13 protein-coding genes are annotated in these 13936 nt (G+C 68.4%); 7 read left to right on the forward strand and 6 right to left on the reverse strand.

Going from position 1 to position 13936, the window contains the following annotated elements; genetic code table 11:
- Positions 1–19 precede the first annotated feature (19 nt).
- The 5 genes from CYFUS_RS44565 (at position 20) to CYFUS_RS44585 (ending at position 6165) form a co-directional block, all read left to right on the forward strand.
- Positions 20–571, forward strand: a complete 552-nt coding sequence (locus CYFUS_RS44565) for a PAN domain-containing protein (RefSeq protein ID WP_095990760.1) — start codon at positions 20–22, stop codon at positions 569–571.
- A gap of 571 nt (positions 572–1142) precedes the next feature.
- Complete coding sequence (locus CYFUS_RS44570) at positions 1143–2702, forward strand: tyrosinase family protein (RefSeq protein ID WP_232537165.1); 1560 nt, start codon at positions 1143–1145, stop codon at positions 2700–2702.
- A gap of 4 nt (positions 2703–2706) precedes the next feature.
- A complete protein-coding gene (locus CYFUS_RS44575) occupies positions 2707–3099 on the forward strand; it encodes a hypothetical protein (RefSeq protein WP_095990762.1) in 393 nt (130 codons plus the stop codon).
- Between the two features lie 459 nt (positions 3100–3558).
- Positions 3559–4782, forward strand: coding sequence for a DUF6600 domain-containing protein (locus CYFUS_RS54205; protein ID WP_095990763.1), 1224 nt, complete (start codon positions 3559–3561; stop codon positions 4780–4782).
- A 72-nt stretch (positions 4783–4854) separates the two neighbouring features.
- Positions 4855–6165: a right-handed parallel beta-helix repeat-containing protein gene (locus CYFUS_RS44585; protein ID WP_095990764.1), complete on the forward strand. Its 1311-nt coding sequence runs from the start codon at positions 4855–4857 to the stop codon at positions 6163–6165.
- A 42-nt stretch (positions 6166–6207) separates the two neighbouring features.
- Here the strand turns inward: CYFUS_RS44585 and CYFUS_RS44590 are convergent, their stop codons facing one another.
- From CYFUS_RS44590 to CYFUS_RS44600, 3 genes are all read right to left on the reverse strand, one after another.
- Complete coding sequence (locus CYFUS_RS44590; RefSeq protein WP_095990765.1) at positions 6208–7170, reverse strand: alpha/beta hydrolase; 963 nt, start codon at positions 7168–7170, stop codon at positions 6208–6210.
- A gap of 82 nt (positions 7171–7252) precedes the next feature.
- Positions 7253–7585: a hypothetical protein gene (locus CYFUS_RS44595; protein ID WP_157759006.1), complete on the reverse strand. Its 333-nt coding sequence runs from the start codon at positions 7583–7585 to the stop codon at positions 7253–7255.
- The gene (locus CYFUS_RS44600) at positions 7582–7734 is read right to left on the reverse strand and encodes a hypothetical protein (protein WP_157759007.1); all 153 of its coding nucleotides are present in this window, start codon (positions 7732–7734) and stop codon (positions 7582–7584) included. Before CYFUS_RS44600 ends, CYFUS_RS44595 begins: the two co-directional genes overlap by 4 nt.
- Before the next feature lie 131 nt (positions 7735–7865).
- Here CYFUS_RS44600 and CYFUS_RS44605 point away from each other — a divergent pair, with 131 nt between their 5' ends.
- Positions 7866–8390, forward strand: a complete 525-nt coding sequence (locus CYFUS_RS44605) for a DinB family protein (protein ID WP_095990768.1) — start codon at positions 7866–7868, stop codon at positions 8388–8390.
- A 68-nt stretch (positions 8391–8458) separates the two neighbouring features.
- On the opposite strand, the gene CYFUS_RS44610 is transcribed toward CYFUS_RS44605, so the two are convergent.
- The 3 genes from CYFUS_RS44610 to CYFUS_RS44620 all read right to left on the reverse strand — a co-directional run bounded on the left by CYFUS_RS44610 (position 8459) and on the right by CYFUS_RS44620 (position 11121).
- Entirely contained in the window at positions 8459–8812 is a 354-nt protein-coding gene (locus CYFUS_RS44610; RefSeq protein ID WP_095990769.1) for a hypothetical protein, read from the reverse strand.
- Between the two features lie 133 nt (positions 8813–8945).
- Positions 8946–10133 (reverse strand): carbohydrate porin, encoded by a 1188-nt coding sequence (locus tag CYFUS_RS44615; RefSeq protein ID WP_157759008.1) that lies wholly within the window; start codon positions 10131–10133, stop codon positions 8946–8948.
- 673 nt (positions 10134–10806) lie between these two features.
- Entirely contained in the window at positions 10807–11121 is a 315-nt protein-coding gene (locus CYFUS_RS44620; protein WP_095990771.1) for a YciI family protein, read from the reverse strand.
- 197 nt (positions 11122–11318) lie between these two features.
- Between CYFUS_RS44620 and CYFUS_RS44625 the strand changes: the two genes are divergently transcribed.
- Complete coding sequence (locus CYFUS_RS44625; protein ID WP_095990772.1) at positions 11319–13922, forward strand: protein kinase domain-containing protein; 2604 nt, start codon at positions 11319–11321, stop codon at positions 13920–13922.
- The last annotated feature ends 14 nt before the right edge of the window (positions 13923–13936 follow it).

A 13936-nucleotide genomic window follows, 5' to 3' on the forward strand; every position in this document is an offset into this window, starting at 1 on the left:
CACCGCTGAAAGGCTCATCATGACGTCCTCCAAGAACGCCCTCTCACTCAAGCTGCTCGTCCTCACCGTCCTGGCTCCAGTCCACATCGCCCTGGCGGACAACCCGGATTGGATGCGCTGGCTGGCGGACTCCACCAGCCTGGCCGCACTCTCCATTCCTGGCACCCACGACACCATGGCCAACCAGGCGGACTCGGCGAGCTCCTTCGAGAGGCCTGGCTACCAGGGCACCCAGGCCCGGTGCTACTTGAAGTCTGGCATCCCCAGTCCCACCATCAATTCCAACACCATCTCGGGAACGACCCTGTCGAACCGCAACACCGGGCTCGTCTCCGGGTGGATCGAGACCAACGTCGACCGCGGGGGGCAGGACTACCGGAACTTCGAGATGCAGGAGGCGCGTCCTGAAAGCTGCCGTGAGGCGTGCATCGCCGAGGCCCCGCACTGCAAGGCCTTCACCTATGTGAAGCCGGGGTTCAACGGCTACCTTGCCCGGTGCTACCTCAAGTCCGGTGTGCCAGCGCCGACCCCCTCCGCGGGCTGTGACTCCGGCGTCATCGACAAGCCGTAGAGGGTTGCTCGCGAGTCGACAGGTAACCCCGAGGCCGCGCCGGATGCGTAGCGCATCCCTCCAGAGCCGCCAGGGTGTATTCCGAGCTCAAGGAGCCAGTGCCGCACCTGGCCCCGGCGCGAGGGCCACCCCAGGCCGCGTGGTGTTGAGGCGCAAACCGCCAGCGCCAGGAGAGCCAGACGCCACGCATTGGCGTTGCGTTCCAACGGTACCGTGTGGACCCAGGCCCCCGCGAGGGTCGTCTGAACATGGCGTTGAGCTGCGGTCGCCGACGTCGGCCTTCACCCCCTGTGCGAGCCCATGGCGCCCCAGGCCGAGTCGCACTTCTGCCGGAAGCCTCCACTCCGTCCATCCTTCGCCCCATCTGAGGAGTGGGGCCGGGCTTGCGGCTTCTCGCGGGAAGCTGGCAGCAGGGCCCTACTGCACACGTCACTGGCACACCGCCCAGGATTGATTTGGCAGCGCGGACGTGGTCATGCTCTGGCCAACCCCGCTGCACGGGAGACGCTTGGCCATGGACTTCACTCGGCGCGAATTTCTTGTCACGACGGCGACCCTCGCTGGTGCTTCGATGCTACCCTTGAGTGCACGAGCGCAAACGGCGAAGTACGTCCGCTACAATGTGACGTCCGCGAAGGGCAAGGAGATGCTCAAGAGCTACGCCAAGGGCATCCAGGCGATGCTCGCGCTGCCGGCGAGCGATCCGCGCAACTGGTTCCGCAACGCCTTCGTCCACTTCATGGACTGCCCACACGGCAACTGGTGGTTCTACGTCTGGCACCGGGGCTACGTAGGGTACGTCGAGGAGACGATCCGCTCGCTCAGTGGCGATCCCACCTTCGCCTTCCCATACTGGGACTGGACGGAGCTGCCGCAGATTCCCGACGAGATGTTCGAAGGCGTGCTGACGCCGACCGACGCGGCGTATGCGCCCTACACCAAGGACATCGACACCTTCACTGCGTTCATCCAGCCGTCGCTGGAGGCCTACTGGAAACAGCTCAACCCCACGCAGCTCACGCAGATGGCCGCTCGCGGCAACAACAGCTTCGAGCTGCTCTGGGCTGGCGTCATTGGCAAGGACCCGAGCACGGGCGTCATCGACCCGGGCAACGCGGCTTTCGCCACGAACGCCAAGGCGCGCTACCTCACCCGTGACAACGCGAAGCTCGATTTCAAGACAGCGCAGGCCGTGTCCTGGTCGGTGATCGGCCCCGGGCTTCAACCAACCCAGTTCTACAGCGATGACGTGACGCGGAGCTTCTCCAGCTCCAAGACGCCATCACACGTCACCATGCCAGGCTCGACCACCCAGTTCTCCGTGCTCGAGGGCCAGCCGCACAACAAGGTCCACAACTACATCGGCGGCGTGGGTCCCTGGAACCCGGGCCCCTTTGGCAACATGACCAACTTCCTGTCGCCCGTGGACCCCATATTCTTCCTGCACCACTCGAACATGGACCGGCTCTGGGACGTGTGGACGCGCAAGCAGCAGCGGCTGAGCATGCCCATCCTCCCGCAGGCCAAAGAACTGGAGCAGTTGTCCAGCGAGCCGTTCCTGTTCTTCGTCCGCTCGGACGGCACCTTCGTGCTCGATGGCAAGGCTGGCGACTACCTGAGCACCGAGCAGTTCGGGTATGCCTACGAGGAGCCGGTCCCGGCTCCGGAGGTGGCACGGCTGCTGGCGGCGACCAAGCCCGGGGCTCCGGCCAAGGGCACGCTCAAGAAGGGCGTTGCCGTCCTTTCCCTCCCCGCGGCAATGACGAAGGCGGCGGACGCCAATGCTCCCGCGCGGCCGGTGGTGGCCACCATCACGGTGTCTCGCCCCACCGAGCCGTCGAGCCCGCGGGAGTTCGACGTGCTGGTCAACGCGCCCGCCGACGTGACCTCGGTGGACGGCGACAGCCCTTACTACGGCGGCACGGTGGCCTTCTTCGGCCCGCCCATGCACGGCATGAAGCACGACTCCACCTTCGCCGTGCCGCTGTCCCCCAAGCTCCAGGCCCTCAAGGCGGCTGCCTCGCCAAAGGGGGCCAAGAGGGCGGTGCAGCTGGAGATCCGCCTGGCGCCCAGCAACGCCAAGGACAAGGCCCCGCCGGCCCTCAAGGCCGCCACCGTCCGGAGGCTCTAACGCCATGGGCTCCTCTCTGGTCGCCCTCGCGCTGCTGTCACTCCTGGCGCTGCCCGCGTGTGCCTCGGCCGCGAGCGGCGAGGTGGTTCTCGCCCTGCCGCGCCCCTTGAAGGCCGGGGAGGCGGCAACGGTGGTCGTGGAGGTCGGCGTCCTCCAGCGCGGACACGAGATCGTCGTCACCACCTCGTCCGGCCAACTGATCGGGACCATCTCGCCCTTCGGCATCCGCCCGGGACAGGCGGCGGGCTCCTACGCGCTGCCCGTTCCGGCGGAGGCCGTGAAGGACGGCAAGCTCTCGCTGCGATTGCGGCTCACCGGAACCGGTGGGCCACCGAGAGCCCCGACCGCTCAGGAGGTCAAGAGTCTCAAGCTCTCCATCACTCCGGCGCCGCCCTGAGCCGGAAGGGGAAGGCCCGGTGCGACGATGCGCCGGGCTTTCTTGTTTCAACACTCCACGAGCTGGCATGGCGAGGCCGCCCATGACGGCGCGGAGGACGGTTCCCGAAGAGGACTCGAGGCCCGCGAGGTGAGGCGCCTTCGGCGGCCGTCAGGTTGTACGCGGACCGATAGTAGCGCCCCGAGGTCTAACCGCCTCCACCACCCCCTACCCCATGCCGAGCTGTGTTGAGAGCGCTCGCCGGGCGAGCAACGGGTGAGGGCCTCTCGAGGTGTCCATGCGCCCGGTGTGGAGCCCGGCGAGCGCAGCCGCATGCCGAACGGCCCGAGCAAGGAGGCCGAGCGGTCGAACCATGTGCCTGGGTTGCGTCCGGCTCTCGAAGGCATACCGCGCATCCAGCCCTGGCCCATCCCACCGTACACACCTTGAAGGGGAGACAATCGCACCAGGAGGCTGTCCATGCGCCCGCGCAGGAAACCCCTCACCTGGCTGCTCGCGGTGAGCGGCCTCTGCATCCTGCCCTCCGTGGGCTCCGGCTGCATCACCTCGGAGGCCGAGGTGGTCTCTCCGCGCACGAGCCCCTCGAGCTCGAGTGTGAGCGGCACGGAGGCCTTCATCGACGAACTCGCGCCGTACGGGCCGTGGCGCGCCCTCCCCGGCGTGGGGCTGGTCTGGAAACCGTCCCCTTCGGTGGTGGGCCCGGATTTCGTTCCCTACGCCACTGGCGGCCAGTGGGTGTACAGCGATGAAGGCTGGACCTTCGCGTCCCAGTGGGACTGGGGCTGGGCGCCGTTCCACTATGGGCGCTGGATCCTGTCGCCCGATGACGGCTGGGTCTGGGTGCCCGGTACGGACTGGGCTCCCGCCTGGGTGGATTGGCGCTCGGGCGATGGCTACATCGGCTGGGCCCCCCTCCCGCCTCCGGGCTTCGCCGTGGAACCCGACTGGACCTTCGTGAGCGAGCGGGACTTCATCCAGCCCAACGTCTACGTCTACCGGCTGCCGAGGGATCGCGCGCAGTGGGCGTACCATCACGCCTCGCCAATCCGGGACCGGAGTTCCCGTTCGAGCGACCATTGGAACCAGGGTCCGGATCCCTCGCGGGTACACGAGGCCACGGGCGTTTCCGTCCCGCGCACGACGCTGAGGCCTCCCCCGCCGGGCGAGGCACCCCAGCCGCCGTCTGGACGGGTGCACCGCGGCAGCCCGCCTCCATCCCGGTCGCGGGGGCGCCTCGCGCCTCCCGTGCCGCGTGAGTCATCTCCCCCAAGGCTGAGCGGGGACCGTGAGCGGGCGCCTTTCGAGCCTCCGGAGGACCATGCGGCGACTCCGATCGGACAATCCCCTCGGCGCGAGCGGCGCGCGGAGCCTCCTCCCGAGACTCCGAGCCATCCGGCCACGCCCATTCAGGAATCGCCCCGGCCCCGGCAACGCGAGGCCCTTCCCTCCGCGCCCCCCAGCCATGCGGCGACACCCATCACGGAGCCCTCGCGGCCCGAGCCCATCCAGCCGCCTCCGGTGGCGCGACCTCCGCCTCCCACGGTGGCGCCAGCAACGCCTCCCTCTCCGGCGGAGCCTCCGGCCCATGCGGCCACTCCCATCGGGACGCCACCACCTCCCGCTCATGCTCCCGCTCCCGCGGCCCCTCCTAAAACCCATGCGGCGACGCCCGTGCAGAAGTGAGTCTCGATTGCCCGCCGGGCCTGGGCCACGCATCGACAGGGAGAGGGGGAAACTGGCAATGTGCGTGCCCCCATGCCCGACTTCTCGATTGCCCGAGGCCCCCTTCTCTTCTGCCTGCTGATGCCCGCCGTCACGAGCGCCGCCACGCTCACGGTCGGACCGGGGAAGACCCATGCCACACCGAGCGCCGCGGCCGCTGTCGCTCGTGATGGAGACGTCATCGAGATCTCCGCGGGCGACTATCGGGACGAGGCCATCTGGAAGGCCCATGGACTGACGATTCGCGGCGTGGGGGAGGGGCGAGCGCATCTCGACGCGGCGGGTCTCACGCTCGCCAATCGCAAGGCCATCTGGGTCATCCAGGGCAACGGCACGACGGTGGAGAACATCGAGTTCTCCGGGGCGAGCGTTCCAGACAAGAACGGGGCGGGCATCCGGCAGGAGGGCTCGGGCCTCACGGTGCGCAACTGCTTCTTCCATGACAACCAGAACGGGGTGCTCGCGGGCGACAAGGCCGACAGTGACATACTCATCGAGTCCTCGTGGTTCGCGCGCAACGGCGCGGGCGATGGCCAGTCGCACAACATGTACATCAACCGGGTGCGCAGCTTCACGTTGCGCTTCAGCTACTCACAAGGGGCAAAGGTCGGGCATCTGGTGAAGAGCCGGGCGTACAGCACCTCCATTCTGTACAACCGGCTGACCAGCGAGGAGGGCAATCCCAGCTACGAAATCGATCTGCCCAACGGCGGGCGGGTGGAGGTGGTGGGCAACCTGATTCAACAGGGGACGGCGGCCGAGAATTCGACCCTCGTGTCGTTCGGAGCCGAGGGGACGACCAACCCCGAGCAGGCGCTCTTCGTGATCAACAACACCTTCGTGAATGACCGCACGGCGGGGGGTACCTTCGTGCGCATCGCCGGCTCTCCGACGGCGCGGATCATCAACAACCTGTTCATCGGCGTGGGCACGCGCATCAGCGGCACGGCGACGCAGGCGTCCAATCTGGACACGGACAAGTCGGGCCTCGTGGATCCGGCGAGCTTCGATTACCACTTGAAGGCAACTTCCCCCGCCGTCAACGCGGGGACGGACCCGGGGACGGACGGAACACAATCCCTGGCGCCCCAGTTCCAGTACGTCCATCCCCTGGGCGGTGAACCGCGCCAGCGCCTGGACGGTGCGTGGGACGTGGGCGCGTTCGAGTACGGCACGCCGCCCTCCCCTTCGACCGATGGTGGGACGCCGGTCGTCCCGGGCTCGCCGGACGGGGATGGGGGCCCCACTCCGGACGCGGGCTGCGGATGCACGACGTCGGGAGCTGCCTCCTCGACCTTCGCGCTCCTCCTGCTGCTGGCGCTGGGGCGGCGACGAATCGTCTGACACCCCTCCGGAGACACCCCTCCGGACACCCGGTCCCCGGCCTCAGCGGGCCAGAAGACGTGCGAGCCAGGCCTCGCGCGCGGCGATGCAGGCCTGGGCGAGTCCTGATTGGGGCGCGATGTCGTAGAACCCGTGGAAGGCGCCGCCCCAGACGTGAAGTTCGCAGTGGCCCCCCGCGGCCCAGATGGCGCTGGCGTAGGCCACGGCCTCGTCACGGAACACCTCGGCGGCCCCGGCGTCGATGAACGTGGGCGGCAGGCCGCTCAGGTCCGTGGCGCGAGCGGGTGCGGCGTAGGGAGACACGTTGTCGGTGCCCCGCCGGTCGCCGAGCACCGCCGTCCAGGCGGTCAGGTTGCTGGTGCGGTCCCAGACGCCGGTGCCCTGGTACTGGTAGGAGGAGACCGTCTCGTTGCGGTCATCGATCATCGGGCACTGGAGCAACTGTCCGGCCAGCTTCGGTCCCTTGCGATCGCGCGCCAGCAGCGTGCTGCCCGCCGCGAGCCCACCGCCTCCGCTGCCGCCGAAGATGACCAGACGATCGGGGTCGAACCTCAGCTCCTCGGCATGCTTCGCCATCCATTCGAGGCCGGCATAGCAGTCCTCGACGGGAATCGGGTCGGGGTGCTCGGGAGCCAGACGGTATTCGACCGTGACGCCCACCGCGTCGTGCTTCATGGCCCAGTCCACCAGCGGGTGGACCGCCGCGAACCGGTTGCACATGACCATGCCTCCCCCGTGGATGTTGTAGATACCAGGGCCGGGCTTGTGATGGTCCTTGCGTGAAATCACCGAGACGACGATGTCGACCCCCTGGTAGCCGGGGATCGTGTAGTCGACGCACTGGACGGGCAGGTCGCCGATGAGCTCCTCGATGGTCGGCATCTTCAACGCCCGGAAATGCGCCAAGCGGTCGGGAGTCATGTTGACCGGCACATACCCCTCCAGGGCCGGGAGGAGTGAAGCGAGTTCCGGGTCGAACGACGGCTGCGCGATCTTGCTCTTCATGAAGACTCCTTGCGTCCAGTGGTAGCCGTTGAAGGCTCTACGCCCGCCTCGACAACACCTGGCATGGTGTCCTGACATGGTGTCAGACACTTTGTACGCTTTGTACGACCGGCTGCGACTCCGGACCCGGCATGCCGAGGGCCGCACGCAGCCGCTCGAGGGCCCACAGGTTGCCGACGATCAGCTCCGCGCGGCATTCGCTGGCGAGGGACTCCTCCTCCCACTGGGTGAGTGCCGCACGGGCCTCCGTTTCCCGTCCTTCCGCGAAGAGCACGGCGGCCTCCGCGAGCCGGGGGTAGAAGGGGTGGGTGCCGTGAGGGCCCGCCGCGGCCTCCTCCTCCAGGCATGCGCGGGCGCGCGTGGCATCCGGGCCGCACAGGGAATGCAGCAGGATCAGCGCCGCGCACCCCATCAAGAAGGCGAAGGCGCGAAGAGGACCACCCCCAGGCCCAGCAGGGCCAGAGCGAGCGGAGGGGCTCCCGGCGGGCGAGCGAAGAGGACCATCGTCCCGAGCAACAGGGACAGGCCCGCGCCGCCGAGCAACACCAGACCGCCCAGAAGCACGTGCAGGACACGCTGTCCGAGGTGAAGCGAGACCTTTCGGAGGGAGGTGGACGAGGGAACGGTACTCACACGGAAGCAGTGTGAGCCCCCCGCGAAGCGACGTCAAAGGACTCCAACGGTATGCTCCGCCCATGTCCAACGACGTCCGAGGCTACCTGTTGCGGCAGTTCGAAACGGCGTGGAGCCTCACCCAGTACCATCTCAATGGACTGACCACCGGGGAGTGCTTGTGGCGCCCCTCGCCCAAGGGCTTGCACGTGCATCGAGGCCCCGAGGGAAGGTGGCTCGCCGACTGGCCGGAGCGCGAGGACTACGACATCGGTCCGGCGAGCATCGCGTGGCTGACGTGGCACCTCGGCTTCTGGTGGTCCATGGTGCTCGACCACTCCTTCGGCGACGGGACGCTCTCCCGCGAGAACGTGACGTGGCCTGGCACCGCCGATGGCGTACGTGAGTGGCTCGACGGGCTCCAAGGACAGTGGCGAGCGGCGCTGGAGCCACTCACCGACGACGACCTGCACTCCACCCAGCGAACACGCTGGCCCATGCGGGACCGTCCGTTCGGCGACGTCGTCGCCTGGGCCAACGTCGAACTCACGAAGAACGCCGCCGAGCTTGGCTACGCACGCTTCCTCCACGCCGTCCGCGCTGGCTGAGGTCGCATGACCGATGAGTCCCGGGCCTCCGGTGAAACGAGACCCGGAACCCACCGCGGAGGCCCGGTCTACGCGCGCAGCAGGCCGCGAACGCCGAGCACCGTGTACGCCGCCGACAGCCCCGCCATCACGGATTGGGAGATGACTGCCGCAGGCCGCTCCAGCTTCTCCCCCCGCAACAGGGCGGGGAGCTGGCGGAGGCCTCGCGCCGCCCCCAGGAAGCCAAGCAGCCCGACGAGCGCCGCGCCCCCCAGCACCCAGCGCCGCGAGGATACCCGGCGCGACAACAGGCCCAGCCCGAGCGCCGCCGAGCCAAAGCCCGCGGGAATGAGTGCCGTCTTGTGTTGTCCGCCCGTCGCGAGGAACCCGCCCACACCGAGCGTCGTCAGCAACGAGCCATAACCCAGCGTCCAGTTCTCCATGCACCACCTCCTCGATTCCGGATCGTCCCGGCCCGGGGAATGTGGACATGACGCGTGTCCGCCGCTCGAATCGAACTCCAGAACCACCCTGCTTGGACGCGGCCGGGGATGAGAGCGCCGCGTCCGGACCACATCACCACCAGGCTTCAGCCTGGAGGCCCACCGAGGTGCCCGCCTTCTGGTCGCCGAAGACCTGAGCCAGGCGCGAAGTCGGGTCGAGGGCCAGACGAGCCGCCTCGTCCCAGATGGCGTGCGTGGCGAACAGACGGATCGTCGGACGGGAACCCGCCTCCTGGCCCGCGGACACCGCCGTCGCCAGGGTGAACTTGGTCATGTTGCGCGTGTGGCTACCGTTGTCCGGCTTGACCACGTCATGACCCACCTCGGCCAGCACGCGGAAGGGACCGATGACGCGCGTGTCGGCGCGCATGCCAACGCCGAACCACTTGTTGCCAGCGTTGCCAGCGGACTTGTTGATGCGGTACTCGGCCACCCCCTCGATGACGGTGATGCCAAGATTGGCGGACTGCTGCAGCAGGACCCGGCTGTTGCGCGTGGTCCCGAGCCAGTCCATCTTGAAGGCGACGAGCGTGTTGCCACCGAGCAGGACGCCGTTGAGGGTCTGGTAGAGGCCCACGGCCAGCCCGTTGGCTTCCTGGGGATTGGGGGTGTCCGTCTGGATGTCCTTCCTGAGCTGCATGGACGGGGTGACGTACAGGGCCAGTCCGCCATTGGGAATGATGGGGATGTTGGTCAGGCGCACGGGCACGGAGATGCGGTTGTTGCTGACGCCTCCGCGCGGGTTGAGCATGGCGGCCACGCTGAGCTTGCCCACGCGCACGTCGATGTCCTCGATGCCCGCGCCATCGCCATCGTTGTTTTCCAGGAACTGGTCGTTGATGCCGGTCTGCAGACGGTTGTAGAAGCGTCGGCCCACCCACACCTTGCCATTGCCGAGCGCCGCGATGTTGGTCCCGTAGGCGTAGACCTGACCAAAGCGGGCCACGAGCTCGTCCGTACCGCTATCAGGGAAGAGCTGGCCTCCCGGCGAGCTGTAGGTCTGGAACTCCTTGCCACCCCACGCGCGATAGATGCCGGGCATGAAGTGCACATGCCAGTCGGAGCCCGCATGCGAGATGAGCCGGGCGTTGAAGGTCGGCTCGATCACGTAGTCGCACTCATTGCCCAGGCGCCACTTGGTGTCGGCACCGGGCAAGCCCATACACACTTGCGTGCCACCCCGGACGTTGATGCCGGTGCCGGCGCGCATGTAGCCCGAAAAGGTGAAGGGGAGCGGGAGCGGGTCGGCATGGGCCGTCACAGCAACACAAGTAGCGGAGAGGGCCGCGAGCAGAGCTTTGTTCGTCATCGGAGTTGTTGTTCACGAAGTGTGGAGGAGACTGCGACAAGGAGCATATGAGGAAATGAGGCCGTTTGTAGAGGGGTTACTTATATATTTGCCGGGTTGGCCCCCACCTCCGGGCCCGCGGTGAGCGCAAGGCATGCGCATACCCATTCCCGCTGCCGCGAGAAGCGGCGGAAGGTTTGGACGTAAAATAAAACCTCGAAACGCAAAGCAGCGACGTGCGCGGGGGCCGGACAGTAGCAAGGAGCGAGCCTCGTCCGTCAAGTACGCGGTGGCGCCATCGCGAGGACGGCAGTGATTGACTCCGCGCGTCACCCGCGAACCGGGAGCACTCGCACCGGGAAAATCAAAATTTCCAACCACTACGTTCCCGAGCGCCCCAATGAACCGAGACCTCAATCGGGAACTACCCGCCGCGGAGCCCGCATCACTGCTCAGTCCGGGATGCGGTATGAGAAATATGTATACCCGGCGGCGAAGGAATCAGTGAACCTGCCGCCGCGACACCGCAACGGCAATCAGGACTGGGTATTCGAAAGAAAGGAGCCGCTGCGACCAAGGCTCCACTTCACAAACCAGCTTCAACACAAGACAAAGCGCTCCACCCGGCCTGACCGGCTGGCCATACTCAGGAGCCAGCGGGACGCGCCGGCCGGACGATGACCGGGCCCATGGGCGAGACCTCGTAGCGCCCCACCGCCCTGGCGGGATCACGCTCGAGAAGGCGGCGGACCTCGTCGATCGACTCCGCCTCGAACACGGCCATCCCGAAGACGCCCGCGGGGTCGAGCACCGGGCCCGCCACCACCAGCGTGCCCGCCGCGAACTGGCCTTGGAGGAACTCGCCGTGCGCGCGCATCGCGGCCTGTTCGTCGGCGGTCATGGACATCGCGAAGTCGGGACGATTCGGAACGAGGCGGGCGAAGAAGAGGCTGGAGGGCATGGTCTCATCGCGGGTAGCACGACAGCCCGGCGGGAGGGAACCCCTCCCCTTGTGGCACGCCTTCACTCCCAGTTCACGGGGAGCCCGGAAAAAGTCAGCGTCATCATCCCGTCGGCTGGAGGGCAGGCGGGGAGGCCGACAAAGGCCCCACAAGACCCCTGCCCGCGCCCCCCATTTCCGGCGAAGATGGCGCGCCCGTGATCAACACCGGATCCCTCGTTCTCGATGACCGTTTCCGCGTTCTCAAGCTGCTCGGCACCGGGGGCATGGGCGAGGTGTACCTCGGCGAACAGGTGTCCCTGGGCCGCCGGGTGGCGATCAAGGTCCTGCACTCGGACCTGATGGTGCACCCGAGCATGATCGAGCGCTTCAAGCGCGAAGCGCGCATGCTGTCGGCCGTGGATCACCCCGCCGTGGTGCGCGTCATCGACTACGGCGAGACGGCGGCCGGCGCCTGCATCGTCATGGAGTACGTCGAGGGGGAGAACCTCTACGACGTGCTTCAGCAGGGGGCCCTGCCACCCGCGCGCGCGCTGCCCCTCTTGCACCAGCTCGCCGAGGGCCTCGCCGCCATCCACGATCGGGGCATCATCCACCGCGACATCAAGCCGGAGAACGTGCTGCTCACCCGTGGGCCGCGTGGCGAACAGGCCCGGCTGCTGGACTTCGGCATCGCCCGTCTGATGGAGGCGGACAAGGCGGGCAACCTCAGTCAGGTGGGCCTCGTCGTCGGCACCCCGGAGTACCTCTCGCCCGAACAGGCGGTGGGCGCACCGGTGGACGCGCGCAGCGACCTGTATTCCTTCGGCGCGCTCGCCTACCGCATGCTCTCGGGCCAGCTCCCCTTCCCGGGCCCGAGCCCCACCCAATTCGTCGCCCAGCACGCCTCGGCCTCCCCCACGCCCCTCATCGAGGCCGCGCCCACCCTCTCCGGGCATGCCCAGCTCGTCGCGCTGGTGATGCAACTGCTGCGCAAGGATCCGCAGTTGCGACTGCCCACCGCGCACGCCCTGGTGGAGGCACTCGGCGCGCTGTCGGCCCCCGCCATCCCGACGCCCTTCCCCCAGGTGTTGGCCTCGGGCACCCCCTTCCCGCCGCTCCCCAGCATCTCGCGCTTCCCCGTCCCCTCCCCGACTCCGCCCTCGAGCGGTACGCTCGCCTTCGCCGAGCCCGTGACGGTGGAGCAGACCGAGATCTCCCCCGCGGGAACCTCCGCCTTCGGCGGTCCGCCCCCCTCGGAGGAGCCAGCGCCCCGGAACGCCCGTTCGACCTCGCAGGCGCCCACCCGCGCCACGCCGGGCCGGCAGTTGCCCGAGGGCGCCGTCTCGCCCTCCCGCGCGTTCACCGTCCCCTCGCCCTCTCCCCTGAACGCGGCGCGCGAGGAGCCGGAGCCGGAGTCCCCCGAGCCGTCCACCTCGGGCTCGCAGCTCGTCACCGTCGTGGGCTCCGCGTCCGGCAAGACGCGCAACCTCACGTTGATGCTCACGGACCTCCAGGGCTACACCGAGCGCACCTCGCGGCAGACGCACGAGCAGAACGCGCGGATGCTGGAGACGCATGATCGGCTGCTGCAGCCCCTGGTGCGTGACTACAACGGCCGGCTGGTGCAGAAGCGCGGGGACGCACTGCTCGTCGTCTTCTCCTCACCCACCCAGGCGGTGCTCTGCGGCATGGCCATGCAGGACCGGCTGTGGCGGCACAACCAGCAGTGCGGCCCGGACGAGCGGCTGCCCGCGCGCGTCTGTCTTCACACCGGCGAGGTGCTCGTCACCCGTGACACGGTGATGGGCGAGCCGGTGGAGGTGGTCAAGGCGATGGAGCAGGTGGCCGAGGCGGGCGACGTCGTCTTCACCGGCTCGGTGAACCTGGCGCGCACGCGGGTGGAGGGGGACTGTGAGACGTTCGGCGACGTGCCCCTGCCCGGCACGAACGAGCCGCTGCCACTCTACCGCTCCCGCCGGGCCAGCGAGGGTTTGCCCTTCGGAGGCCAGGATGAGGTGTCCATGAAGCCTCCGCTCAAGGATCGGCTGGACACCGCGATGCGGCCGGTGCTGGCGGCGCGCGACTCGGTGGTGTGGGCGGCGAAGACGGTGGTGCAGAAGAGCGGAGCCCGGGTGCGCTCCCATCCCCGCCGCGCGGTGGGCGTGGGGCTCGGCGTGTTCGTGCTGCTGGGCGTGGGCACGTTCGAGTGGGTGCGCCGCCACGAGCCCACCTACCCGGCGCGCCAGCTCCTGGACACGGGCAAGCCCGCCGAGGCCTTGAAGCTGCTGACGGAGCTGCCCGCGGAGACGAAGAAGGAGGCGCGGGTGCTACAGGTGCGCGCGCGGGCGCTGCACGAGGTGAACCGGCACACCGAAGAGCTCTCGGCGTTGAACACCCTGGACGCGGCCGCGCGCGAGTCCCTGGACGAGGGCGTCCTGGACGGCCTCGCCGCGGACTTCGGCGAGGACGAGACCCACAAGGGCCTGCGCAAGTTCCTGGGGACGCTGCCCAAGGAGCAGGTGAAGGACCGCTTCGAGGCGCTGGCCGAGGAGGACTTCTCGCCCAGGCAGTGGGGCGCGCTGCGCTACCTCGAGGCGATGCAGTCCACCGACGGGCTCGACCTCGTGGAGCTGTACATGCGGGCCCTCTCCTCGAAGGACTGCGCCGTGCGGGCCAGCTCGGCGCGGCGCCTGGAGGGCCTGGGCGACGCGAAGGCGGTGGCCGCGCTGGAGGAGCTGAGCCGGACGCCCCGCGTGGGCACGAAGAACTGCGGTCAGAACGAGGCGCGCAACGCCCTCGATACGCTGACGAAGAAGTAGGCCCTTCCAAAAAC

It is taken from the genome of Cystobacter fuscus, from assembly GCF_002305875.1.
GTDB lineage: Bacteria > Myxococcota > Myxococcia > Myxococcales > Myxococcaceae > Cystobacter > Cystobacter fuscus_A.